Annotated in this window: 25 protein-coding genes and 1 tRNA gene; 5 read left to right on the top strand and 21 right to left on the bottom strand. The window is 41.0% G+C overall.

Annotated features, from left to right (window positions below):
- Window positions 1–81: 81 nt before the first annotated feature.
- Entirely contained in the window at window positions 82–963 is an 882-nt protein-coding gene (locus ACM44_RS08330) for a DUF808 family protein (RefSeq protein ID WP_048499576.1), read from the top strand.
- 52 nt (window positions 964–1,015) lie between these two features.
- On the opposite strand, the gene ACM44_RS08325 is transcribed toward ACM44_RS08330, so the two are convergent.
- Entirely contained in the window at window positions 1,016–1,555 is a 540-nt protein-coding gene (locus ACM44_RS08325; protein WP_048499575.1) for an NADPH-dependent FMN reductase, read from the bottom strand.
- Window positions 1,556–1,649: 94 nt separating this feature from the next.
- The gene (locus ACM44_RS08320; RefSeq protein WP_048499574.1) at window positions 1,650–2,363 is read right to left on the bottom strand and encodes a pirin family protein; all 714 of its coding nucleotides are present in this window, start codon (window positions 2,361–2,363) and stop codon (window positions 1,650–1,652) included.
- A 286-nt stretch (window positions 2,364–2,649) separates the two neighbouring features.
- Here ACM44_RS08320 and ACM44_RS08315 point away from each other — a divergent pair, with 286 nt between their 5' ends.
- Complete coding sequence (locus tag ACM44_RS08315; protein ID WP_048499573.1) at window positions 2,650–3,000, top strand: DUF488 domain-containing protein; 351 nt, start codon at window positions 2,650–2,652, stop codon at window positions 2,998–3,000.
- Window positions 3,001–3,177: 177 nt separating this feature from the next.
- Here the strand turns inward: ACM44_RS08315 and ACM44_RS08310 are convergent, their stop codons facing one another.
- Complete coding sequence (locus ACM44_RS08310; protein WP_048499572.1) at window positions 3,178–3,834, bottom strand: TrmH family RNA methyltransferase; 657 nt, start codon at window positions 3,832–3,834, stop codon at window positions 3,178–3,180.
- A 191-nt stretch (window positions 3,835–4,025) separates the two neighbouring features.
- Here ACM44_RS08310 and ACM44_RS08305 point away from each other — a divergent pair, with 191 nt between their 5' ends.
- The gene (locus ACM44_RS08305) at window positions 4,026–5,054 is read left to right on the top strand and encodes an asparaginase (protein ID WP_048499571.1); all 1,029 of its coding nucleotides are present in this window, start codon (window positions 4,026–4,028) and stop codon (window positions 5,052–5,054) included.
- Here ACM44_RS08305 and ACM44_RS15740 read toward each other — a convergent pair.
- The 11 genes from ACM44_RS15740 to ACM44_RS08255 form a co-directional block, all read right to left on the bottom strand.
- Complete coding sequence (locus tag ACM44_RS15740) at window positions 5,051–5,218, bottom strand: hypothetical protein (protein ID WP_316932551.1); 168 nt, start codon at window positions 5,216–5,218, stop codon at window positions 5,051–5,053. The genes ACM44_RS08305 and ACM44_RS15740 overlap by 4 nt on opposite strands.
- 30 nt (window positions 5,219–5,248) lie before the next feature.
- On the bottom strand, window positions 5,249–5,434 hold the full coding sequence (locus tag ACM44_RS15735) for an acyl-CoA thioesterase family protein (protein WP_241477159.1): 186 nt from the start codon (window positions 5,432–5,434) through the stop codon (window positions 5,249–5,251).
- Window positions 5,435–5,575: 141 nt separating this feature from the next.
- Window positions 5,576–5,662 (bottom strand) — tRNA-Ser (locus ACM44_RS08295).
- A 48-nt stretch (window positions 5,663–5,710) separates the two neighbouring features.
- Window positions 5,711–6,739, bottom strand: coding sequence for an NAD(P)/FAD-dependent oxidoreductase (locus tag ACM44_RS08290; RefSeq protein WP_048499570.1), 1,029 nt, complete (start codon window positions 6,737–6,739; stop codon window positions 5,711–5,713).
- 56 nt (window positions 6,740–6,795) lie between these two features.
- Window positions 6,796–7,674 carry a type IX secretion system ring subunit PorN/GldN gene (gene porN, locus ACM44_RS08285; RefSeq protein WP_048499636.1) on the bottom strand — a complete coding sequence of 293 codons (879 nt, stop codon included), beginning with the start codon at window positions 7,672–7,674 and terminating at the stop codon, window positions 6,796–6,798.
- Window positions 7,675–7,924: 250 nt separating this feature from the next.
- On the bottom strand, window positions 7,925–9,484 hold the full coding sequence (gene porM, locus ACM44_RS08280) for a type IX secretion system motor protein PorM/GldM (RefSeq protein ID WP_048499569.1): 1,560 nt from the start codon (window positions 9,482–9,484) through the stop codon (window positions 7,925–7,927).
- A gap of 50 nt (window positions 9,485–9,534) precedes the next feature.
- Window positions 9,535–10,221 carry a type IX secretion system motor protein PorL/GldL gene (gene porL, locus ACM44_RS08275; protein ID WP_048499568.1) on the bottom strand — a complete coding sequence of 229 codons (687 nt, stop codon included), beginning with the start codon at window positions 10,219–10,221 and terminating at the stop codon, window positions 9,535–9,537.
- A 51-nt stretch (window positions 10,222–10,272) separates the two neighbouring features.
- Window positions 10,273–11,688 (bottom strand): T9SS ring complex lipoprotein PorK/GldK, encoded by a 1,416-nt coding sequence (porK, locus tag ACM44_RS08270; protein WP_048499567.1) that lies wholly within the window; start codon window positions 11,686–11,688, stop codon window positions 10,273–10,275.
- 107 nt (window positions 11,689–11,795) lie between these two features.
- Window positions 11,796–13,649, bottom strand: a complete 1,854-nt coding sequence (glmS, locus tag ACM44_RS08265) for a glutamine--fructose-6-phosphate transaminase (isomerizing) (RefSeq protein ID WP_048499566.1) — start codon at window positions 13,647–13,649, stop codon at window positions 11,796–11,798.
- A gap of 28 nt (window positions 13,650–13,677) precedes the next feature.
- Window positions 13,678–15,249, bottom strand: a complete 1,572-nt coding sequence (locus ACM44_RS08260; protein ID WP_048499565.1) for a DUF4270 family protein — start codon at window positions 15,247–15,249, stop codon at window positions 13,678–13,680.
- A 16-nt stretch (window positions 15,250–15,265) separates the two neighbouring features.
- Window positions 15,266–16,036, bottom strand: a complete 771-nt coding sequence (locus tag ACM44_RS08255; RefSeq protein ID WP_048499564.1) for a glycogen/starch synthase — start codon at window positions 16,034–16,036, stop codon at window positions 15,266–15,268.
- 253 nt (window positions 16,037–16,289) lie between these two features.
- Between ACM44_RS08255 and ACM44_RS08250 the strand changes: the two genes are divergently transcribed.
- Window positions 16,290–16,865, top strand: a complete 576-nt coding sequence (locus ACM44_RS08250) for a hypothetical protein (RefSeq protein ID WP_048499563.1) — start codon at window positions 16,290–16,292, stop codon at window positions 16,863–16,865.
- An 85-nt stretch (window positions 16,866–16,950) separates the two neighbouring features.
- Window positions 16,951–18,270 carry a magnesium transporter gene (gene mgtE / locus ACM44_RS08245; protein ID WP_206540193.1) on the top strand — a complete coding sequence of 440 codons (1,320 nt, stop codon included), beginning with the start codon at window positions 16,951–16,953 and terminating at the stop codon, window positions 18,268–18,270.
- Window positions 18,271–18,283: 13 nt separating this feature from the next.
- On the opposite strand, the gene ACM44_RS08240 is transcribed toward mgtE, so the two are convergent.
- The 7 genes from ACM44_RS08240 to ACM44_RS08210 all read right to left on the bottom strand — a co-directional run bounded on the left by ACM44_RS08240 (window position 18,284) and on the right by ACM44_RS08210 (window position 25,702).
- Entirely contained in the window at window positions 18,284–18,622 is a 339-nt protein-coding gene (locus ACM44_RS08240) for a hypothetical protein (RefSeq protein ID WP_048499561.1), read from the bottom strand.
- On the bottom strand, window positions 18,619–18,975 hold the full coding sequence (locus ACM44_RS08235; RefSeq protein ID WP_048499560.1) for an arsenate reductase family protein: 357 nt from the start codon (window positions 18,973–18,975) through the stop codon (window positions 18,619–18,621). The genes ACM44_RS08240 and ACM44_RS08235 overlap by 4 nt, the downstream gene beginning before the upstream one ends.
- On the bottom strand, window positions 18,972–20,156 hold the full coding sequence (locus ACM44_RS08230) for an aspartate aminotransferase family protein (protein ID WP_048499559.1): 1,185 nt from the start codon (window positions 20,154–20,156) through the stop codon (window positions 18,972–18,974). The genes ACM44_RS08235 and ACM44_RS08230 overlap by 4 nt, the downstream gene beginning before the upstream one ends.
- Before the next feature lie 119 nt (window positions 20,157–20,275).
- Window positions 20,276–22,012 carry an OstA-like protein gene (locus ACM44_RS08225; protein ID WP_048499558.1) on the bottom strand — a complete coding sequence of 579 codons (1,737 nt, stop codon included), beginning with the start codon at window positions 22,010–22,012 and terminating at the stop codon, window positions 20,276–20,278.
- On the bottom strand, window positions 22,012–22,485 hold the full coding sequence (locus ACM44_RS08220) for a Fur family transcriptional regulator (RefSeq protein WP_048499635.1): 474 nt from the start codon (window positions 22,483–22,485) through the stop codon (window positions 22,012–22,014). The genes ACM44_RS08225 and ACM44_RS08220 overlap by 1 nt, the downstream gene beginning before the upstream one ends.
- Before the next feature lie 129 nt (window positions 22,486–22,614).
- Entirely contained in the window at window positions 22,615–24,606 is a 1,992-nt protein-coding gene (locus tag ACM44_RS08215) for a KUP/HAK/KT family potassium transporter (RefSeq protein WP_048499557.1), read from the bottom strand.
- 112 nt (window positions 24,607–24,718) lie between these two features.
- Window positions 24,719–25,702, bottom strand: coding sequence for a pyruvate dehydrogenase complex E1 component subunit beta (locus ACM44_RS08210; protein WP_048499556.1), 984 nt, complete (start codon window positions 25,700–25,702; stop codon window positions 24,719–24,721).
- Between the last annotated feature and the right edge of the window lie 45 nt (window positions 25,703–25,747).

The raw sequence follows: 25,747 nt of genomic DNA, 5'->3' as shown, positions 1-25,747 counted from the left end.
TGAGTCTAGGAAATCCTTTTCAACAAAATAGAAAGATTTTGTCATTCCAAATAATTATTTTTGCCCAGATAAAAACAAATTATGGCTTCAGGATTTTTTGCTGTACTTGATGATATTGCAGCGTTGATGGACGATATCGCCGTTACTTCCAAAGTGGCGACCAAACAAACGGCGGGAATTTTGGGCGACGATCTTGCCGTAAATGCAGAGAAAGCTACCGGTTTTTTATCTTCCCGGGAAATTCCCGTTTTGATGGCGATTATGAAAGGTTCCTTTATCAACAAATTGATTATTCTACCGATCGCTTTTTTGCTTCAATGGCTTTATCCACCAGCGATCAAAGTGATTTTGGTTTTTGGTGGACTTTACCTTGCGTATGAAGGCACAGAAAAAATCATCGAATACTTTTTCCATAAAAAAAAGGATGAAGAATCCACACCAAAAGACCTCCCAAAAATTGAAAAATCAGGAACAGCAGACGAAGACGAAGAAAAATCAAAAATAAAATCCGCAATCATGACCGATTTTATTCTATCGATTGAAATTGTAATCATTGCCTTAGGTTCCGTTTTAAATAAAAGTTTAGGGATTCAAATCATCACCGTTTCTATTGTTGCGGTGATTGCAACAGTGGGTGTTTACGGAATCGTGGCGATGATTGTAAGAATGGATGATGCCGGTTATGGACTGATTCGGAAATCAAAAAACAGGGGGATTATCGCATCGCTTGGTAAACTTTTGATAAAGGCTTTGCCAATGGTGATCAAAGCGTTGGGAATCATTGGAACGATTGCCCTGATTTTGGTGGCAGGCGGAATTTTCGACCATAATATAGCGTTTATACATGAACTATTGCCCAATTTCCCATCGATGCTGAAACAGGCACTTCTGGGAATTGCAGGCGGTTTGGTGATGGTTCCGGTATTTTTCGGCATCAAGAAAATTGCCGCTGCTTTGAAATGAAACTTGAAAAAAAAGTAAGCGCATAAAAACCGGACTGAAATGCAATCCGGTTTTATTTCTTGAAAAATGCTTTGATCTGCTCTATTTTCTCCTCCATTTCCTGCAATTTTTCCTCATGGACAATTCCCTGTTCGGAATCAAAATTCTCATTGAAGGAAGGAAGTGAAAACGTTTCCAAAACCTTGGCACCATCAAATGGAAAACGCTTTGAGGCGATTTCCAAGACGCTTGATCCGCCTCTTTTTCCAGGCGATGTCGCCATCAAAAACATCGGTTTTTCAGCAAAAACTTTTCGCCCACTGATTCGGGAAACCCAGTCGAAAACATTTTTAAAAGCGGCAGAATAAGCACCATTATTTTCAGCCAATGACAATAAAATCAAATCCGAAGAATCTATTTTGGCAGCAAAATCGTGCGCAAGTTGGGGAATTCCGTTCTCGATTTCTCTTTCGTTCTTATAAATAGGCATTTCGTAATCGTTCAAATCCAGAATTTCAATCAGGTGACCACTAAAAAAACCTGATGCAAAAGTTACAAGTTGTCTGTTGATAGAAACATCGGAATTACTTCCGGCAAAGGCAATAATCTTCATTTAATAAGTAATTTAAGAGATGTTGAAAGTGGCGTAAAACTTTGTCAACCCACAAAAATCCGGGATTGACAAAGGCAGCAAATTTACTAATTATTTACATTTCCATGGGAACTTCCATCAACAGGATTTCAGCATCCTCGGTTGCTTCCAGTATGAAGGAGTCTGTCTCCCAAATTCCGAAACCGTCTCTGGTTTCCAGGATTTGGTTCCCAATTTTTGCGCCGCCTTTCAAAACGAAGACATACACGCCGTTTCCTTTTTTATGAATTCGGTATTCTTTGGAAACACCCTGGTCGAAATTCGCCAAATTAAACCACGCATCCTGATGAATCCACACTCCTTCGTCATCCTCGTTTGGCGACAATATTTGTTGAAAGTCGTTGGGCTTCGCATTTTCCTTAATGCTGATTTGGTCGTATCTAGGCGTCACATTCATCTTATTAGGAATCACCCAAATCTGCAGAAATTTCACTTTTTCGTCGGAATTTTTATTGTATTCACTGTGCATCACGCCGGTTCCCGCACTCATCACCTGTATTTCGCCCTTCCTGATCACGGCGGTGGTTCCCATAGAATCTTTATGTTCCAGATCGCCTTCCAGCGGGATCGAAATAATTTCCATGTCTCGGTGCGGATGCGTTCCGAAACCCATTCCGGATTCCACCATATCATCATTCAGCACCCGAAGCACCCCGAAATTCATCCTTTCCGGATTATAATAGTTGGCAAAACTGAAAGTGTGGTGGGATTTCAGCCAGCCGTGGTCAGCAAATCCCCTCGTCGCTGCTTTATGCAAAATTGTTTTCATTTCTCATTGATTAGATTAAAAATCTACTTTATAGTGCAAATATACGGTTAACGCGTTCCTAAAGCATTGATTTATGGTAAGAATGAGTAAATTCCAAATCCGCAATTTGGAGCCGGGAACCTGCTTTCCGCTGTATCTTTTTTGGTGGCTTCGTAACCTCAGCCACCAAAAAAGGATGCCGCTCCAATTAGGGCTAGTTACGACCCGATATCAATTGAAAAGGCATTTCTAATTTCCAATTTCATGGATCTCGATTTTTTAATAACTTTAGTAAAAATTAAACCCGATGAAAATATTAATGAAAAGAACCTACGAAGTTCCCGAACAATCCGATGGTTTCCGCGTTTTGGCAGACCGGCTTTGGCCAAGAGGAATTCGGAAGGAAGATGCACATATCGATTTGTGGGCAAAGGAAATTTCACCTTCCACCGATTTGCGGAAATCCTATCACGGCAACGAAATTGACTTTAAGGAATTCAGCAAGAAATATGGTGCAGAATTGAAAGAGAATCCCGATTTCACAGCATTTTTAAAGGAAACTGAACCACATCAAACAGTGACTATTTTGACTTCCGCAAAAGAGATTGAGGTAAGTGCGCTACCAATTTTGAAAGAGTTTATGGAGAAAAAGTTGTGATTATTTGCTGTAGCTATTTCTAGGCATTATCCGCATTTTGATTTTGGCTTTAATCAGTTTCACCCATTTGTACAGAAAAGCAGCCTTCCGATCAACCGGCATTCCATCTGAATCGTTTTTTCAGAGTCTTATTTTTGGATTCCCAACCTATTTTTCAAAAAATTTTCCGGAAACCCGTCAGTTTTCCTGCAGGTATTTTTTTAAGATTTCCTCGCCACTTCTGATGGAGTTCACCGCCCATCTGATTTTCAGCTTCAGGAGTTTTTCTTCGGAAAGTTTGTAGTCGATATTCGACTTCAGGAGCTTTTGCTTGAGTTCATAAACGCAGATTGCCGCAGCAACCGAAACATTGAAACTTTTGGTAAAACCATACATCGGAATTGCCAAGGTCTCGTCTGCAAAATCCAGGATTTCCTGGGTCACTCCCTCCAATTCTGTTCCGAAAACCAATGCCACCGGTTCTGTAATTTGATATTCGGGGAGCAATTTGGCATTTTTTTCGGGAGAAACCGCCACCATTTTGTAGCCGCGATTTCTGATTTCTTTCAGATTATCCACGTGATGTGGAATTTTTTCTATTTCCACCCAGGTTTCGGCACCTTTGGTCACCCTTAAATTCGGATTGAAAACGTTTTGGCTCTCCATCGCGATAATCTTGTGAAAACCGCAAGCTTCTACGGAACGCACGATTGCAGCGGCGTTTCGGAACTGGTAAACATCTTCCATCACCGGCAGCACAAAATCCGAGCTTTCCTGGGCGAAATGTTCTATTTTCTGTAATCTTTCGGCAGTGAGGAATTGTTTCAGGTATTGGAAGGTTTCGTGGTCTTTCATTTTTCAAAAATAGCGTAATTTTTGATTTTGATGAACCGATCCCAAAAGAATTCCCGATCTGCGCCCCGGCTTGAGCGGAACTCTTTTTGTGTGGCTTTCGGCCACGCAAAAAAGTGGGAGCGGAAGACGGATAAAGGCGCCCAAATAAAAATCATTTTTACAATTCTTTTAAAAGGTTTAAATTTGGGTTTATGAAACGAAAAGTGCTAGTCATCTATACCGGCGGAACCATCGGGATGGAAAAGAATTACGAAACCGGAAGTCTGCAAGCGTTTGATTTCGAAAATATTTTTAGTAAGATTCCGGAAATGAAGCTGATCGAGTGCGAGGTTTCGGTTTATCCTTTCAAGAATCCGCTGGATTCATCAGATATGGGACCGAATGAGTGGAAGATCATCGCAAACCATATCGGGGAAAATTATGATCATTATGATGGGTTTCTGATTCTGCATGGAACGGACACCATGTCTTACACCGCTTCTGCATTGAGTTTCATGTTGAAAAATCTGCGGAAGCCCGTCATCTTGACGGGATCGCAGCTTCCGATCGGGGATTTGCGTACCGATGCGAAGGAAAATCTGCTGACGAGTCTGTACTATGCCAGTTTGTATGAAAATGATGAGGCGGTGATTCAGGAAGTGGCCATTTATTTTGAATACAAACTGCTTCGCGGAAACCGGACCCTGAAGTATTCTGCAGAGTTTTTTGATGCGTACCGTTCGCCAAATTATCCGGTTTTGGGGCAATCTGGAGTTCATTTGAATATTGAGAAGGATTTTTTGCACCGGCCAAAGTCGGGGGCGAAATTTGAGGTGGATGACCACGTTTCCCAGAATGTTTTGTTTTGGCGTATTTTTCCAGGAATGCATCTGGAACATATCGCAGAAATCCCAGATATGAAGGTTCTGATTCTGCAGGTTTTTGGTTCGGGAACCATTTTCAGCACAGAAAAGACCAGAAAAACATTAGAACTTCTTCGCAAGCGTGGAACGGAAATCGTGGTGGTGTCGCAATGTATTTCAGGTGGAATTAGTTTTGGGAAATATTCGAATTCCAATATTTTCCGGGAAATTGGTGCCATCAGCGGACACGACATTACTGCGGAAAGCGCGATCACCAAAGCGATGCACCTGTTGGACAACCCCAAATATAAGGAATCATTTCCTGAGTTGCTTGTGAGGGATTTGTGTGGCGAGATTACGGAGAAGTTCGAGATTTAGAAGTTTAGCCACTCGCTTTCTATGCGTTTTATTCGGTGGGTTTGGCCGTCAAATAATACCCATAATGTTCTGGAATCTACCACCAGTTCACCATTTCGGTAAAATTCCACTTTTCTGGGCTGGCGAATTCCTTCCGGCTTTTCGGGATAAGTTTTCACCTGCAGCGTTTCGCCTTTGAAAACCTGTTTTTTGTACTATATGTGGTGATCCACCAAAACCCAGTAATCCTTTGCGAATTTGGTTTTGTTTTTCAATAATTCCCAGTGTTCAACTGCAATTTCTTCTACCCAGTGAACGTACTGCACATTGTTTACATGATGGATTTGGTCTAAATGCTCATCTGAAACCGGGATTTCTTTGGAGTGAATTAAATGGGACACGGTGAAATTTTTAGTAAAGATAGCGGTTATTTGAAGATGTTTTCAATAATGATCGATTGTAATCTTCCTCAATTCCCAATATCTGGTGATCAGATCATGAATAAACAAAAAAAATCTTCAGCATCAACCGAAGATTTTTTGCAGAGAGGAAGGGATTCGAACCCTCGATACAGTTACCCGTATACCAACTTTCCAGGCTGGCTCCTTCAACCACTCGGACACCTCTCTAAATTGAAGATTGCAAAAATAGCTTAAAAATTTGGAATTTCAAAAACATCAGAGAAATCTTTTCAAATCAACTTCCGGATCTAGGGACTTGCCATTTTCGATGTGTTCGAAGAGCTCTTTCGAAAAAAAACATCCATTTAAAATTCCGCGTGCGCCCAAACCATTAAAGACATAGTAATTTGGAAAACTCGGATGATTGCCAATAATCGGGCGTCGATCTTTCACAGTCGGTCGAAAACCGAACTCTATCTGCTCGATCTCAAAATCATCGGGATAGAACTCCGAAAGTCCACGGATCAGCTGTTCTTTTGCGGACTCGTCAATTTTATGGTGGTGTTGTTCGCGGTCATAAGTTCCGCCATAGTAATAGCTTCCGTTTTCTAAAGGGAATAGGAAATGCTTTTTCTTTAAAGTAAACTTTTGGGAAAGCGGCTTCGACAATTTGACTGTCAAATGATGTCCCTTATTGGGCTGAATCGGAATAAAGGAGAAAAATGGGTTTTCCAGGACGCCCATTCCTTCACAGAAAACAATATTTTGAAATGTAAAATCATTGTAGCTTTCATTTTTCAAACTGGAATGATTGAATTTTTCCTGAATTAAATTTCCCTGCTTCTTAAAATAGCTCAATAAATTATCAAAAAAACTTTTTACGTTCAGCCTTCCGGACTGCATCACTACTCCGGTTTGAAAAGGATTTTTCACTCCTTCTACGGATTCGAACTCCTGCGAAAGAAACAGCCTTAAGTCCTCATTTTCAGATTTCTTTAACCAAAGTTCTCGCTCCCTTTCATCGTGGAAAATCCGGTGCACGTTTTCATTCACAAAATAATTTGACCCTGTGTAGCGTTCTATTTCAGAGAGCGTATTTCGCAGAAAATCAATTTGTTCCTGCGCTTTCCAAAATGTGGTGAATTTCTTTAGCACAACCGGATTGATGATTCCCGCAGAAACTTGGGAAGCACTTTTCCTGCCTTCTGAAAAAATCCTAAAACTCTTTTGATGTTTGTGAAGCTGGTGTGCGAAAAACAACGCTGCATATCCGTCCCCAACAATAATATAATCTACATTTTCCATAATGAAAAAACCTGAGCAAATTTACTCAGGTTTTCTTTATTTCGCGTAAAATTTCATTAGTAATTCCACATATCATTTTCCATTTGAAGAATCTGTGCTTTGATTCTTTCACTTTCCTCTAATTGCTCATCAGCATCTTTCGGAATATAATCCTTGATGACTCCGTTTCCTAAACCGTTATCTGATTTATAGATGACGGTGGAAAATCTTCTAGCATTAAGCAAGTCATCAAAGGAAATATCAGATGACAGGTTCTTGCTGTTGAAAGCGATTGAGTTGGCCAAAACTTCTCTGGCATCCGGATAATATACCCAGAATAAATCGATCAATTCGTCTTTCGAAGCAAGTGGCTGTCCGTCTGGACCGAATTGTCCCATCGTGGAAGGATCCTGACCCATTGCCGCGATTCCGAGCAAACGGTATTTCATTTGGCTGTCTCTCTTGTCGATGTACCACATTCCCTTGATTTTCAAAACTTTTACATTTTCAGTTTTGGTTTCGTAAACGTTGGTAAATTCCTTCTTCTCTTCCTCTGTCAATTTTCCGGTCTCATTCAATCTGTCGATACCCGCGTTGCTCATCACCACGTTTTTGATTCTAGATTGGATCGCTTCCGGAGTAAGACGCGTGGTGAAAAGTTCATCATCGTAAACCTCTTTGATCTTCCCAGAGTTAATGGCATCAAAAAGAACCTGGTAAAGTGATTTGTTTTGGGAAACGATTCCATCCTCATTATGGTAGTACGGCTGGTTGATCTTGTCATTCATATCAATAATTTCCCAAACCACCATACTTTTCAGGATGTCATGATCTTCAATGAAACCATATTTCAACGGAGTTACCTTGGTGGAAACCATGGAGTCCCCTCTTTTGATCATTCCCATTTCACGATATTTCCTGAAAGATTCCGGAGATTTCGCATTAAGGATGGACATTGAATTAATTGGTGTATCATCATACACCACAGCTCCTGCGGAAGTGTCTGCAACCGAAGTATCCACAACTGGAGCGGCCTCCTGCGCCGGTTTCGCGGCAACTTTGGTGGTTTTTGCTTTAGCTTTCTTCTTGACGGGTTTCTTCTTCGTTTGTGCCCCTACAGAAACAAATCCTAACGCAAGAATTACTAATATGAGTTTTTTCATTTTGAATGATTATACTAATGATATTTTAAAATCAATAACGAAATTATTGTACATTTATTACAACAGGCGGAATTTGCTTTAATGTTTGTCCGCCAAGACCGGTAGCTGTTGCCTGAATGTTGTAAATGTATGCGATATCGCCATTTCTTAGATTTTTGGTTAATGCAGCGGTATTGCTCATTGAGTTTCCGGTGATCATCATACCTGCTTTGCCTTGAACCTTAAACATAAAGCTGTTTACGGTGAAGCTGACAGGGAAATCGAAATCCGGCATTGCTACAGAAACGTGTTGGTTCGGGATGGAACTTGCTGGCATAGAAACCACAGTTTGACCCTGGATTTGTCCTACCGGTGGTGGAACGTTCTTAATTCTAAACTCAAATGGCTGAGAAATAACTGTTCCTTTTGGATCCTTACCAGAAATCGTTAATTTCACTGTATTTCCACTTCCAGGAGTTACCGTCCATTTTCCTCCACTTCCACTTACCGTAGCTCCAACAGCCGAAAGTGAAATTCCGGACATGTCAGCTCCAAGAATTGATCCGGAAACCGGGTTTGGCAATCCTCTGTAAAGCACGTTCATTTTGTCTGCAGTCAGGATTGCTCCTTTCTGGGCTTTCAACTCCTGAGCTCCTGCGATTACTTTATAGGTATGGTCGTAAGGTAAAGACCATACTTTTCCATTCACATCCGTGAAAGAGATGGTTCCTGCAAATTTGTGATCACCTATTGCGCTAGTATTTAAATTGGTTACTCCCTGTCCATTCTGAATGGTCAAACCTGGCATAGAAAGTCCGGGAACTGAGCTTGAATAGTTTCCGATTGCCACCTTTGCCTGAGCAGGTTCACCCAGAATTACAGTAGATGGCGCAGAGACAATTGCTTCATATTTATCAAACTTGATGTTGGCATCAATTTTTTCCTGAAGCATTCTGGATATTGCATCTCCCTGAATACCTCTCACAGAGGACTGAATTACCTCAAGGTTTGACAATGCCGCGATTAAAGGTTGATTGTAAAATTTATACTGAAGCCAACTTTTCCCGTTTTGTTTTTTTGCAAATTCAGTGATCATCTGCTTGTTCGTTCTGTCAACAACCTCTTTCATGTCCTTATTGGCACCAAAAGTTTGATTGATGTAAGTTTTGAAAGCTTCAATTTTCGCTATTAAATCTTTAGCTGTTTTTGAAGGTTTTGTTTCATCTCCTTCAGCGAAGAAATTTACGGTAGAAGGTTCCGTGTTATTCAAAGACGGAAAGCTTTCCGCAATATCCAGATTTTTATCGTAATCAGATTCTTTGCTCAATTTCGCTTTGATTCCGTCAATGAAGCTCACTAAATCTTCAGCTTTAGCTTTTAGCCCTTCATAATCCTGCAATGGTTTAGTAAAGGTGTCCGGCGTTAATTTTTGTTTTTCTTGTAAAGTTCTTTCAAAAATATCGTTGTTCGTTTGAGTAAGTGTTCTGGTTTCCTCAAGTGAATCCGTAGTATCTCTGTATGAACGGATGATTTCCTGGTCAATCTGCATCGCAAGCATAGCGATGAAGACCAAATACATCAGGTTAATCATCTTCTGACGAGGGGTCTGTTTTCCTTGTGCCATTTCTTTTTAGTAAATTTTGTTAATAATAATTAATTAAAATGGTTAGAAAACTATGATTTCATTGCGCTAAGCATTCCGCCGTAAACTCTGTTAAGATTATTGAGGTTAGAAGTTAATCCTGTAAGTTCTTCGTTGAATTGCTGTGAATGTGTGATAGATTTTTGGATATCTTCCACATATTTTTTGCTGTATTCATTTTGAGTTTTACCGTGCTCCAATTGCAGTGCATAAAGTGCGTTCATACTCTCAAGGTGACTCGCTGCAAGTTCAAGCTGGTCGGTGTATTTATTGGTAGATGCAGAAATATCTACGGTCTGATTAATTTGGTCCACAGAGCTTGAAAACTTATCAATTCCGGTTCTTAGTCTTTCGAAAAGGTTCACATCCAATTTAGCTTCAGCAAGCATTTTGTCTAACTTATCTGAGAGAGAAACCTCCAGTTCTTTCGCTTCTGCGGATTGGAGTCCTAAAGTAGAATGTTTTGGATTTGGTTTTGCATCTTTATCCAATAGTTCCGGATAAACGTTTTCCCATGCATAAGACTCCTCAGTTTTCGGCGCGTCAAATGCGAAAATGGTAAAGATGATAGCCTCTGTGATCAAACCTGCTGCAAGCATTACGTTTCCGGATAAAGGTCCTAAATGCCAGTGAGTCATTTTGAATAATGCACCGATAATTACGATTGCCGCACCGATTGAGTACACGAAATTGTAGATTGCTTCTTTTGTCTTAAACATGTTCGTTGAATTTTTTAATAGTTAATTTTTGTTGTTGTTTTTTTTCTAATATTATTTTGTTCTTCTCCTGTATTTAGCTGTGTTTTCCGGGATATCCTGAACAGTTCTGAATCCAATGTAGCTTCTTGCAGAATCCTTGTATTCAAAATCTCTGGCTCCGGTCATCAAAAGGTAACCTACGTCTTTCCAAGATCCTCCACGAACTGTTTTTCTCGGTTCCCTATAGGCCTGGTTGGAAAGGTAAGGATTCAAGGTTGACGCAAACTGATAGGTAGAATTATTATAAGGCGATTCTGTCCATTCTGCTGCGTTCCCCGCCATATCAAAAAGTCCGAAACCGTTTTTCGGGAACTGTTTCACTGGTGCGGTATAGGTATAGGTCCCTTTTTTCTCGTCCTCAATATAGTTACCTCGTTTTGGTTTGAAATTGGCCAAATAGCATCCTCTATCATCCTGCAAATATGGTCCACCCCACGGATAAGTAGCGTTTGCTTTCCCGCCTCTTGCCGCATATTCCCATTCCGCTTCAGTTGGAAGACGAAATGCCATCGCTTTTTGTTTCTTCTTTTTAAGTGATTCGTTGTAGTCTGACTTCAATTTAGACTTAAAGTTACAGTACGCTCTCGCCTGATCCCAAGTGACTCCAACAATCGGGTAATTTTTGTAAGCACTATGCCAGAAATAGCCATCATAAAGCGGTTCGTTGTAAGCATAATTGAAATCCTTGATCCAAACTGTGGTATCAGGATAAACCGCTATACTTTCTTTCTTTAGGTATTTGGATCCTCTTGATTTGTCCTTCACCGCAGACTCAATATTCTCCCACTGGTATGCATACATTAACTTTCTGGTGTCCAAAATCCTTTCGTTGTTGATTCTCTCATTGGCCGGAAGGTACATGGATTCCAATACTTCTGCGTACTGAACATCAGGATAATCAGAGGTTTTCCAACGCAAAGGAACAGACCAGTCCAATTTCTTGGAAGCATCGTAACCGTCTCTACCACCTTGCGACTCCATGAATTCCTGGTAGGCATTCTTTTGATCTCCGGCTTTTTTAGATGCATATGCATAATCACCTATTGTAGTGCCATTTCCGGTAGAACCACCTTCTCCTGCAGCTTCAGCCAAAAGCGAACGCGCAATGGAATCACGAACATAATTAATGAAAACCCTATACTCCGCATTGGTGATTTCTGTTTCATCCATGAAGAATGAAGAAACAGTAACGGTCTTCAAGTTTGCCTTTTCCGGATTGTTGGTGAAATCCTGATCTGCCATACCCATAACATAGGATCCGGCAGGAATTGCAACCATGCCATAAGGTCTTTCTGCGGTAAAGGATTTTGCTTTAGTTCTAGGAACCAACTCTCCCTTTATCCCAGGTTTCCCTGTGGAGGCACTTCCACGCTTGGAACAGGAAATAATTACAGACGCTGATAATACTACAAGAAATATTCTTTTCATGCTACATTTAAAAATTAAGCGGTAAATATATAATTTTTTAAAAAAACAATTGCGATTTTTTTTGGAAAACGCAAAAAAGTTTAGATTATTTTATTCTGATTCGTTTTTTATTCCACAGTAACCGATTTTGCGAGGTTTCGTGGCTGATCTACGTTCGCTCCACGATATACCGCTACATAATATGCAAGAAGCTGAAGTGGCACTGATGCGAGGATTGGTGAAAAACATTCCGAAGTTTCAGGGAATTCAATCACATAATCAGCCATAGAGGCCACCTGCGTGTCACCGCTGTTCACTACAGCGATAATTTTTCCTTTTCTCGCCTTGATTTCCTGTACATTGCTTACAATCTTGTCATAATGTCCCTGTCGAGGCGCAATGATCACGATCGGCATATTTTCATCGATCAGTGCAATCGGACCGTGTTTCATTTCAGCAGCAGGATAACCTTCTGCGTGAATGTATGAAATCTCTTTCAATTTCAAGGCACCCTCCAATGCAGCCGGGAAATTATAACCACGGCCTAAATACAGGAAGTTTTGTGCATCTACAAAATGCTTTGCAATCTCCTTGGTGATTTCGTGGGTGCTTTCCAAAACTTCTTCCACTTTTTTCGGAAGTGCATCGAGTTCGGTAATCAACCTCATAAATTCCTGATTGCTGAGATTTCCGTTATGCTTACCTAATTTTAATGCAATCAATGAAAGTATGGTAAGCTGGGAAGTAAATGCTTTTGTAGAGGCAACCCCAATTTCCGGACCGGCATGGGTATAGGATCCTGCATCTGTAATTCTCGCAATCGAGGAATCCACCACATTGCAAATCCCGTAAATAAACGCACCTTTTTCTTTGGCCATCTTAATCGCCGCCATAGTATCTGCAGTTTCACCGGATTGGGAAATCGCGATTACGATATCCTTATCTGTGATGATTGGATTTCGGTACCTGAACTCAGAAGCGTATTCTACTTCCACCGGGATTCTGGCAAATTCTTCAATCAGGTATTCCCCGATCAACCCAGCGTGCCACGAAGTACCACAAGCGATAATGGTGATTTTCTGAGCCTGGTTGATTCTTTCCAGGTGATCCCAGATTCCTGCCATTTTGATGATGCCTTCATTTACCAGTAATCTTCCACGCAGGGTATCATGAATAGATTTAGGCTGTTCGAAGATTTCTTTAAGCATAAAATGTTCGTAACCTCCTTTTTCAATTTGTTCAAGGCTGAGTTTTAATTCCTGAATTTGAGGGGTGATTTTCTCATTTCCCTTAATGGTGCGGATATCAATCCCTTTTTTGAGGGAGATGGTCGCCATATGTCCTTCTTCCAGATAGACTGCCTCCTTGGTAAATTCCACAAATGGTGAGGCATCTGAAGCGATAAAATACTCCTGATTTCCCAAACCGATCGCAAGAGGTGACCCTAATCTTGCTACGACCAATACACCCGGATAATCTTCGTGCATCACGGTGATGGCATAAGCGCCATAAACCTCATTTAGAGCGAGCCTGATTGCAGTTGGGAAGTCCAGCTCCGGATCGGTATCCATAAAATATTGAATCAAATTCACCAATACTTCGGTATCCGTTTCCGAATGAAAAGTAAATCCTTTTTCAATCAGCATTGTCTTAATGGTATCGTAATTTTCGATAATTCCATTGTGAACAAGCGCAATTTTTCCATTGTTTGAAATATGCGGGTGGGAGTTCCTGTCACTCGGGACCCCGTGTGTTGCCCATCTGGTATGCCCCATCCCCACAGTAGCGGTACCTTCCAGTTTTTTGGAAATTGCCACCAAATCATCTACTTTTCCTTTAGTTTTGACGACTTCGAATTTCTTATCTTTATTTTCCAGCACGATTCCCGCACTGTCATATCCTCTATATTCCAATCTGCGCAGTCCGTTGATGACTATTTCATAAGCATCCTGAAAACCGGTGTATCCTACAATTCCACACATATTTATTTATAATAAAAAGTTATCTTATTTATTTTTTTCCGTAGCTGACCAATAACTGCACCCCTTTCGGATTTTGAGCGTCAGTTCCAATAAATACAGCACGATACGGGGTATGCGATCTCGTGTTAAAATATTGGGCATAATCCTTATATTGCCATCCAATCAATTGACCATTTGCATCCAGGTTATATTTTCCTACATTTAGTGCATAATGTCTTGATTTTTCTTCTTTTTCAATAATATTTTTTAAAGTCTGGGTAATGCCTATATCATAATAAGCCTGTTCCTGATCCAGGTTAAACCCTTTCACAAGGCTGTAATTCGCACTGTATGCCAAGGTATTCATATCTTCTAAAAACGTAAGTAAGTCGGTAAAAGTATGATCAGTATTGATCTTTCTAAGATTTACAGTAAAATAATCAGGTTTTTGAAAATTGTTATTCCAAACCGCCGGATCGGTATAAATTCTAATTTTCGCGGAAATAATTCCTACTTTTTCATTCTTATAAAGCTCTTTAATGCCCGCGATAGTTTCTTGTGGAATCTTAAGTCCAATTCCTGGTCCACCCATACCTTGCGCATAAACCCGTGGTGACCCCACAATGGTGTCTACTGCAGGATAGGTCTCCAAGGCGCTTCCCACTTTATTATTGATGATCTCGCTAAAATGGGCATTGCTGGTACCCAAATCAAAGGTGAAAGTATCACTCTCGCGGGTAGGCGGAGTGCTGCTTCCATCCTTATCTTTTTTGTAATACAAGGTAAGTTCGAGTGCGTTTGGATCTATTTTGAAAAGATATCCATCATTTTCATCAACAGAAATTTTCATTCCGCGGAAATACCTGATGAAAGATGCTGCGTCTGCCAGTTCTGGGGCATTCCCTTTCTTGATAATATTGTCTTGAAAAAAGGTGCTGTCTAATTTCACTGCAATTCCTGCTCCTCTTTCGAAGATGGTACTTTTATCTGAATCTTTGGTGATTTTCACAGAGGAAATATCGCCATCGAACGTAGTTGATCCCAAAAGGGTACTGGTGGCAGCATTTCTGTTGGAAAAAACTTTGTCACTATTTCCTCCCAGGTAATCCGTTACACGGTGCACCTTTAAATGAAAGACGGTCTTGCCATTAATTTTAGTTTTTCCATACTTAGTGATAGGATAGGTATTCTGTTCCAGCTTTGCAGGCACTGCACCATCCGGATAAATATAGTCTTCTTTGCTGGTGGTGGTTACAGAATCTGAAGCAAAATCCGGTTTGATGACCAGTACTGCAGAATCCAACACAGGATTAGTTCCGAAATCGGGTGCATATTGCGACAAACGCGCCTGCGTCACAAAAGCAGCTTTCTGAAGACCAAACTGCGGCTCTGTAAAAGCACCGATGGAAGCACGCTGCAATCTGATGGCATCTGTCCTTATAGTATCGTTGTGATTGATGGTGTATGCGATTACCGAATAGGAAGTTTGGACTCCTTCTGCACCATTCTGAAAAAATTGCGAACCGAGTTTGTCTGCATCTGGTTCACAATTCCACAAAATTAAACTCCCTATTACCAGACTTGCAGTAATATTGAATAAATTCTTAAGATTTCTTATCATTAAAGTGAGGTTGATTTTAGTATAATTTATCGATAGTATCAGCGTCCAAATACTCAGATTTCTTCGTTTTGGTCTTAGCGAAGGCCTTGTCAAGATCCTCTTGCAGGAATTCGTCACCTTTAAGCACCAAATCTACCAAATCCATGCTTTCGATCACAAAACTCTGGAAACTTGGTTTCTTAAACGCTTTAAGAGAAGTAATATTGTCAAACTTCATGATCTCCTCCGTAGTTTCGGGCAAAGCCTCGTCTGGTTCGTTATATACGGAAAGCACTATTTTCGAATCATTGAAGTAGGAATCGGTCTTATAAAATGTTTTAAGGTAAATCGGAATAAACGATGCCATCCAACCATTGAGGTGAATCACATCCGGAACCCAGTTCAGCTTCTTAATCGTCTCTATCACTCCCCTTGCAAAGAAAATGGCACGTTCGTCATTATCATCGAAAGGTACTCCATGTTCATCTACGTAGTACTGTTTCCTTTTAAAATACTCCTCATTATCAATGAAATAAACCTGAAGCCGCTCGCCGGGAAGTGATGCCACTTTTATGATTAGTGGCTGATCAAGATCATTGATGATAATGTTCATTCCAGAGAGCCGAATCACTTCGTGCAGCTGAAACTTCCTTTCGCTTATTTGACCAAATCTCGGCATAAAAACCCGCACGTCATTTCCCTCCTGATGCATTCTTAGCGCCATCTTACTTACCGTTGTCGCCATGTTGCTGTCTTCCTGATACGGAAACATTTCGGTGGTGACATATAAAATCTTTTGGTTCGGCATAAATTCTTTCTTCTTGATTAATACACAGTATATACTGCAATGCAAAATTACAAAATTTTATCCTAATTTCCCTTAATTAACTTTTTTTAATAATCACAAAGGTGGATAAACAATGCTATTCTGTGAAATATCTTCAGAGCGCAAAGTCCATTTTTTGAATGCGCGACACATCCCCCAAAAAAAATGTTAAATATTTCTTAAAATTTTCTTTGTGAATTCGTTAATTGGCTTTAATTTTGCACCAACATTTGCAATGAAAAAAATCTATTTTCTGGCCTTTTCATTAGCCGCTATTATCGCCTTGAAAAGTTGTGCATCGGGGAAAACTCAAACCGCCGAATCTTCCCGTGACCTAAAAATCCAAAAAATCCTCTATTTCAATCCCGAAGTTTTCCCGGAAATCGAAGAAATCATGGAACCAACCTACTCGGCTTTTTATTCCGCGGTTTCAGACAGGATCGCCCATTTCCGAAATTACAAAATGCTGCGCGTGGATTCCTACCTTCCATTTGACTCTGCAGATTCAAAGTTGATCAAAGAGTTTTGCGAAAACAATAATGCACAGTTTGCAGTCATTCCAAAAGTGAAATATTTCAAGGTCGGATTGGGAAAATACGTTTTTTCCAACCAAGTCGTGGTGAGCCTCAAGATTTACGATGCCGATGGCAATTTCATCAGCGAAACCGATTACGACACCTACAAAAAGAACGCGAGACTGCTCGGTTCCGCAGAAAACTTCATCAAAATCGGAACGGTGGGAGCCATGAAAAAGCTTGGCAAAAACTTGCGTACCGCAAAAAAAGACTGGCAAGCTCCCGTTGAAAATTAACTAAACTTTACATTCAATCTTATATCGATTTATGCGGAAAATTTAAGTTTTTGGCTTAATTTTGCAATTCTGAAAAAATGGAATTGTGGAAAGCCAGGAACTCATTTTTAATCCCGCCGATATTGCCGAAACACTCAGCGAACTCCACGCTGACGAAAGGCTTTTGGCATTCCTGAAAGTTCCGAAACAATATAAAGCCGAAGTTTTTTCTCATCTGGATCCAGATTTCCAGGAAGAAACCATCCGAAGTATCGGCAGTGAAGAGGTTTCTGAAATCCTGAACGCCATGACTCCGGATGACCGAACCGCGCTGTTCGAAGATTTCCCCGATGAACTGATCAAATATTCCATCAACCACCTGAATCCACAGGAAAGAAGAATCGCACTGAAACTTCTGGGTTACCGCGAAGATTCCATTGCCCGTCTGATGACGCCATACTACATTCAAATCCGAAAGGAATGGACGGTGAAAAGATGTTTCGAGCAAATAAAAAGAGTTGGGAAAAAGGTGGAAACCATGAACCATCTTTATGTGGTGGATGAAAGAAACCGCTTGATAGACGACATTGCCATAGGTTCACTGCTTTTGGCAGAAGAAGACACGCTGGTTTCCGAGATTACCGACAACCATTTTGTGGCGATTACCACCACTACTTCCAAAGAAGATGCGGTACCTTACTTTGAGAAATATGACCGTGCCGCTTTGCCCATCGTTACAGAAAACGGGGTTTTGGTAGGCATTGTAACCGTGGACGACATCATCGACCAAATCGAAGAGCAAAACACCGAAGACATCCAGAAATTCGGGGGTTTGGAAGCACTCGATTTACCATATACCCAAACTTCTTGGACGGAGATGATCCGAAAAAGAGCAACCTGGCTCATTATCCTTTTTATTTCCGAAATGTTGACCGCTTCCGCGATGGGCTATTTCGAACATGAAATTGAAAAAGCAGTGGTACTAGCACTTTTCGTACCGCTAATTATTTCAAGCGGCGGAAACTCCGGTTCCCAGGCGGCCACGTTGATCATTCGTGCAATGGCGCTACAGGAAATCACCCTGAAAGACTGGTGGTATGTCATGCGAAAAGAGATTATCTCTGGACTTTGTCTCGGCGGAATCTTAGGCCTCATCGGTTTTTTCAGGATCATGCTTTGGCAAAAAGCCGGATTCTTCCATTATGGCGACCATTGGGTATTCATCGGATTGAGCGTGGGCGTTTCCCTGGTCGCAATTGTTTTGTGGGGAACTTTAACCGGCTCCATGATTCCGTTCATCTTAAAAAGAATGAAACTCGATCCCGCTACATCTTCCGCGCCGTTTGTTGCCACTTTGGTGGATGTGACCGGATTGATCATCTATTTCACCGTTGCCGGACTTTTCCTTACCGGGAGATTGCTTTAACGTTTTTCAATTATTAGGGAAGATGTTGAAAGCAGTAACTGTTCCCTATCTTAGTGTTTCTTTTGCATCGTGTTCCCTTTTGTGTAATTCCCAGACATTGCGTTCCAGAAGACGTTCCCGGAACTTTCTTTGGCTTGCTGACCAATCCCAAAGTACCGGAATAAGGTGGTCTGCATATTTTGCACGGCGTCAAACCCTGTTCTGCCGCCTGATTTACGGAGATTGCGGTGGAAACATTTTTCACCATTCTGCATTGCTCCAAATGGTATTTGGCACCAGACGGTGTTTTGTAAACCGTTTGAGCCCAAATATTTAAAGATAAAAAAAATAGAAAAACCGAAAGCAGTCTCATTCCGAAATTCCGAAAAAATTCTTCAATGCTTCAACATTCTTTTTGTCATTGCCGATAAAAATCTCCTGATCAGTCAAGAAAACCGGCCTTTTCAAAAAAGTATAATGATCCAGAAGCAGTTCCCTAAAATCTTTTTCCTGCAAGGTTTTCACATCAATTCCTCGGGATTTGATCTGGGTGGATCGCCGGCTGAAAAGTGCTTCGTAGGTTTTCGAAATTTTAAACATTCCTTCAAGTTCTTCTTTCGTGATCGGTTCAGTTTTGATTTCCCGAAGTTGCCAATCCTTTAAATCAAATTGCTTCAGGATTTTTTGACAAGTGTCGCAGGTTTTCAGGTAGAATACTTTTTTCATATTTCACTTTCGTTTAGCACTTCCAAAATAATAGCGCAGCCCTCCCTGATTTCGTCTAAAGATAAATTTAATGGCGGTGAAATTCGGAGGTATTCATTTCGATACAGTTGCCAAAAAACAATCAGTCCTTTTTCCATGCAGCGTTTCGCAACATTTAAAGTAAATTCCGGACTTCCGAGATTCACGGCCAACATCAAACCTCTTCCGTTAATGTTCTGAATTTTCGGGTGAACCAAAAGTTCGCGGAACAGTTTTTCTTTTTCATCAACTTCGTTCATCAAGCCGCTTTCCAAAACTTCTTTCAAAGTGGCATAACTTGCAGCAGCAATCAAAGGATTTCCGCCAAAAGTAGTGATATGTCCAAGTTTCGGCGAATGTGAAAGGGAATCCATCATTTTTTTGGAACTCATAAACGCTCCCACAGGAACTCCGCCTCCCATTCCTTTTCCCATCACCAAGATATCGGGAACGATTCCGAAATGTTCAAATGCGAATAATTTTCCAGTCCTTCCAAAACCCGGCTGAATTTCATCTAAAATCAATAAAGCTCCCACTTGTTCACACCGATTTTTTAATTTTTCCAGATAATCCTCATTCGGAACCAGAAATCCTGCTGCTCCCTGTATGGTTTCCATCAGAACACAAGCTGTTTTTTCGGTGATTTTAGCCAAATCGTTTTCGTCGTTAAATTCAATAAAATCCACCAAAGGCAAAAGTGGCCGAAATTCCCGTTTGTGGTATTCATTTCCGGAAACCGACAAAGCGCCGTGCGTATTTCCGTGATAAGAATTTTTGAAAGAAATAATTTCCTCTCTGCCGGTAAACCTTTTTGCCAGTTTCAAAGCGCCGTCGATTGCTTCTGCACCGGAGTTCACCAAATAAGTGACCTCCAAAGGATCAGGAGTTGCGGCTGCCAAAAGTTTACAGAGTTTCACAGGCATTTCCTGTGCATACTCGCCATAAACCATCACGTGCAAGTATTTTTCAGCCTGCGTTTTGATGGCTTCCACAATTTTGGGGTGAGAATGTCCCAAAGTATTGGCAGAAACTCCCGCCACAAAGTCGAGGTATTTCCTGCCATCGGTTCCGTAGATATAACTTCCTTCTGCTTTTTCCACCTCAAATCCGGCTGCGAATTGGGTGGTTTGAGCTTGGTATTTGAAGAAATCTGACTTTAACATTGTTTGAGGTTTGAGGTTTGAGGTTTCACAAAAAAAATCATCAGGGAGTAATAATCACAAAAATTACAGCAGTTGTTGCTCCAAATTATTACTATCAATCTTAATGGGGCAATCTGTCCCTATTTCCGAATCCGTTTCGGTTTCTTCGCCTCTTCCTTTGCTTTCGCGTCGTTGATTGCTTTCTGGGCGGCGTCGTAGAGTTTGTCGTCGGACTCGTATTTTATTTCTTCATATTCCGGGGTATCCATGAAGATGTCTTGCCATTTCCGGAGCCGGTCTTTGGTATTCCAGTTGAAATCGGGGAAAAATCTTTTTTCGCGGGAAATCTTGCTCATCGGAAAAACGTCTGTATTCGCACCGATATTGCAAGAAATAATCTGTACTTTCCGGTCTTCAAACTCCGCTTCAATTGTTCCGCAGGTGGATAAAGCGACCCCAATTCTTTCCACTTCTTTCGTTTTCTCATTTTGATCATCGGCATAGGTAATGGCTTGCGCATTTCCGATGACTTTCGCGAGTTTGATTTCGTTTTTGTCGTAATAAACGGTCATCAGTTTTCCTTTGACCTGGTTGAACTCATCTTTCAAATTCAGCGAATCAGCTTTACTTATCGCAAAAGCGTTTCCAATCACTTTCAATGAATCGATGAATTCTTTTTCGGTGTCAAAATAGGCTTCAATTTTATCTCCGGTCACTTGTTTTTCGCCACTCCAAGCAATTGGACTGCCGAAAAGATGCATAATTCCATCAGTTTCATTAAAGCTCAAAGAATCTGCGCGAACCTGGATATTAGATTTGAACATTCTGGCTTTTCGGTAGGCGCGCAGAAAACTCTTTTTCTTTAGTGGATCTTTGTCATCAATTTTGCGATAACTAATGAGTTTTTCAGCCGAAAAATACATGGAGTCCTTTTCCAGAATTTTTACGGCGTAAGGTTTTTCGGTCATCATTGCGGAGTCTTTCTTTTCATAAATTTCGCCGTAACCGCCTTTCATATAGCGCTGTTCTTTCGGGTCACGAAGTGTCACGTTTCCTTTCGCTTTACCAAAACCGGTGATCTGATTGAAATACATGTCATCACCAGTGAGTATTTTTCCGTTGTAGTGAATCCTGGAATTTTTCTTTAAATAAACTTCCTTGGAATTCATATTGTAGGAACCCCTTTCGGTATAAACCAAAATGGAGGGATTTTTTTTGTTGGTAATCGTGGTAGGTCCAAAAAAATCTGCGGTATTGGTATTTTGATTTTGTTTAATGTTGTTTCCTTCCACGGTATATTCCGGGTTATTGATTTTCACATTGCCGGTGAAATCGATCATTTTCGTGCCCAAATCATAGGTCGCCGATTTGGTGTACATGGTATTGGTTGCATCTGAAATTGTACCACCGGTATTGAAGTAAGCCTTATTTGAAACCCTGTCGTAATACATGGTTTCCGTTTTTATGGTTTGGGTTGGATCGGTCAAAACCACATTTTTTCGTGCAATTCCCTTTTGGGTATTTCCGTCGTATTCCATTTCACCGGAAGTGATTACGGAGCCGTCTGCATTTTGAAGCTTTACGTTTCCGATAGCTTTCACGAAGTTTTGTTCCTCATAAAAAATCACTTCATCTGCAGAAAGCAGTGAACCTTGGTGCTCAAACTGCACATTCCCCGAAAAGAACGGGTTTCCATTGTATTTTTCTGCAGTTTTTTGGAAAAAATCCGAGTGAATGAGCCGCACTTTTTCACCTTGTGGCTGATTCTGAGTAGGAGTAAAATACGGATCTTTTACCAGAACATCTTTCGGCTGCGTGGTAATCTGCGCAAAAACATGAAAACCGATAAACAGAAATAAGGCGAAAAAATTCTTCATTAATCCTTTTTGGTTCCGTAGAAATAAAGTGAGTGGGAATCAATATTTACGCCAAAGGCATCCTCAATCGCATCTTTGATTCCCTGGATTCTGGGATCACAAAACTCGATGATTTCCTGGATTTCTTTGTCTGAATCCTTTTTGTAAATCACCAAATGGTCATGTTGTTTGTCAAAATATGATTTTTCGTAGGAGGAGGAAGTCAGTGTTTTTTCACCGAACTGGTGTTTTCTGATCAAGCCGGCGTCCAAGAAAATTTCAATAGTATTATAAATCGTCGCTTTAGAAACGTGGTATTTCTTCTGCATCATCAAAAGGTAGAGATCATCCACATTGAAGTGGTGGTCCATATTGTAGATTTCCTCCAAAATGGTATATCTTTCGGGGGTATTCCTGAAATTTTTATCGTGAAGATACTGTCTTAAAACTTCCTTAATCGTAGTGAGATTAAGTTCTTTTTGTTTAGGATCCATGAGGTTAAATATAGGCAAATTTATCAAAAAAGTCTGAATCAGGAATTCCGGCGGCATTCCCTTATGTGGTATGAAGTTTGGCAAAACCTGAAACTGTGGAGGCTACCTCTGATTGCAACCAATGAAAATTTAGTTTTGATAAGGCTTGAACTCCACCTGCTGGATTTTTTTGGTAACCAGTTTTTGGTCCAGAAGCGGTGCAGATTCCACCACCACGTTATGCGGCGAAACTCCCCACGCCTTGAAATCGTCACTTCCGATATACTTCACGAAATTATAAATATTGAGGGTGATTTTTTCCTTCACCGTCAGCAAAGTATCGTTGATGTAAGTATTGTCAATAATGACATATTTGAGGTCCGGCGGAACATTGTGCGCCCTCAAAGACGGATGCGGACTTCTGGACGGAATAGTGCCTTCTTCCATCATATCTTGCAAAACCTGGTCGAAATAATCGTTGATTCGCCGGTCCACCTTAAAACCTAATAGGAAATTCACCCGATAAATTGTTCCGGGCATAATTTCGTCAATATTATATTTAAAGGTATATGGATCTTCTTGGTTGATGATGTTTAGGATGAAATAGTGATCCGCCCTTTTTGGCTGTTTCCGCAAGATGGAATAGATGATCTTGGTTTCTATTTCGTTTTCTTTCTTGGCGCGGCTCAAAAACGCAAGATTCGTCGCATATTTTGGAATGGTCTCATCCAGTTTCAATTCCTTGATGATGGAAACATAATCGTCAAGTTTTGCAAACTTGATGAACTTGGCCTTAATCAATCTGCCGTTGTACCAAGCGTACATGCAGACTGCGATAAATCCGCCGAGAACCAAAGTCAGCCAACCTCCATCGAAAATTTTCTGCACATTGGCATAGAAAAATCCCAGTTCGATGGAAAAATGAATCATGATGAAGAGGACCGCAAAGTATTTGAACCGCTTGATTCTTCCCAACCAATAAAACAACAAAATTGTGGTCATTAACATCGTTATGGTAATCGTCAAACCATATGCGGCTTCCATTGCCTCTGATTTTTTAAAGAAAATCACCACCATAAAGCACATCAACATCAATCCCCAGTTGATTCTGGGAATATACATTTGACCTTTGATTCCGGATGGATAATCGATTTGCTGGTTCGGCCAGAAAGTAACCGACATGGCTTCAGAAAACATGGTGAAAGCACCTGTAATCACAGATTGACTGGCAATAATTGCAGCCGCGGTGGCCAGAATTACTCCCGGTAAAATTGCCCATTCCGGCATAATTCCAAAAATTGGGTTGATTCCTTCCGCCACTTTGTTTGGATTATCCAAGAGCCACGCTCCCTGTCCCAAATAATTGAGAATCAACATTACCTTGACATAAATCCAACTCACGCGGATGTTTTTCTTTCCGCAGTGACCCAAATCTGAATACAGCGCTTCAGCTCCCGTCACGCAAAGAAAAACTGCACCCATAATCACTATCGCACTTGGCGAATGGATAATTAGGTTGTAAGCATAATAAGGATTGAAGGCCTTGAAAATCTCTACATGGTCAAAGATATGCATCGCTCCAAAACCACCGATAACCATAAACCAGACCACCATCACCGGTCCGAAAAACTTCCCGATAGAGGATGTTCCGAATTGTTGAACAATGAAGATAATCGCTAAAATCACCAAAGTAATCGCCACCACCGGAGTCTTGGGACTGAAAATCTTAAGTCCTTCCACCGCGGACATCACGGTAAGAGAAGGCGTGATCACACTGTCCGCAACCAAGGTGGCCGCACCAAGAATCGCAATTAAGTAAAGCCATCTCCGTTTCAGCCTTTTTACTAGGGAGTAAAGCGAAAGGATTCCACCTTCCCCTTTGTTATCGGCCCTTAAAGCGATAATCACGTACTTGATAGTGGTTTGCATGGTCAAAGTCCAGATGATGCAAGAGAGTGCTCCTTCGATATATTCGTCGAAAGGCATTGCTGTCCCGCCTTTGAATGCGTTCACAATCGCCTTCATCACGTAGAGTGGCGATGTTCCAATATCCCCGAACACAACTCCAAGAGAAACCAACACACCTATTGCAGTGAGTTTCTTGGTATCAAAATGATGACCACCTTCTACAACTTCAGTCATTGACAGTTTGTTTAAAGGTGCAAATTTAGACTAAAAAATAATTGTGGGTGATTTTTAGATCCGGAAAATTTCATGTGGGAAACAAAAAAACTCCTTTTCAGGAGTTTTCGATTTATGCTTTGATGTACATGGCTTTTTTAATTTCCTCTTTTACTTTTTCAAGTTTTGGGAACCATTCCGCAAAAAGTGCCGCGGAATAAGGTGCTGGCGCATCAGGAGTGGTAATTCTCTTAATCGGCGCATCCAGGTAATCAAACGCTTTTTGCTGAACCATGTAGGTAATTTCCGAAGCCACACTTGCAAACGGCCACGCTTCTTCCAAAATCACCAAACGGTTTGTTTTTTTCACGGAGTTCAAAATCATGTCGTAATCCAAAGGACGAACGGTTCTTAAGTCAATCACTTCTACGGAGATTCCTTCTTTCTCTAGATCTTCTGCTGCCTGAATCGCCAGTTTCATGATTTTTCCGAAAGAAACCAAAGTCACATCTTTTCCTTCTTTCTTAATGTCGGCCTTTCCGATTGGGATATAATATTCTTCCTCAGGGATTTCCATTTTGTCGCCATACATCTGCTCAGACTCCATGAAAATTACAGGATCATTATCTTGAATAGCAGTTTTCAGCAATCCTTTTGCATCATAAGGATTTGATGGAACCACTACTTTCAATCCCGGACAGTTGGCGTACCAAGATTCCAAAGCTTGCGAGTGCGTTGCTCCCAGCTGGCCTGCAGAAGCAGTTGGACCACGGAAAACGATCGGGCAATTCCACTGACCGCCGCTCATTTGCCGGATTTTCGCAGCATTGTTGATGATCTGGTCGATTCCCACCAATGAAAAGTTGAAAGTCATGAATTCCACAATGGGTCTGTTACCATTCATTGCGGAACCCACCGCGATTCCGGAAAAACCAAGTTCTGCAATTGGAGTATCGATGACCCTTTTTGGACCAAACTCATCGAGCATTCCTTTGGAGGCTTTGTAGGCGCCGTTGTATTCTGCAACTTCCTCACCTATTAGATAAATTGATCCGTCTTTACGCATTTCCTCGCTCATTGCCTGTGCAATCACTTCGCGAAAAGTATGTTCTGCCATAATCTTTTGAAAAATTAAAGTACAAAAGTACGGCTTTTTTCGGGA

It is taken from the genome of Chryseobacterium koreense CCUG 49689 (assembly GCF_001045435.1).
Taxonomy (GTDB): Bacteria; Bacteroidota; Bacteroidia; order Flavobacteriales; family Weeksellaceae; genus Kaistella; species Kaistella koreensis.
Note: the sequence above shows the minus strand (reverse complement) of the source record. Positions and strands in the feature narration are given on the sequence as shown.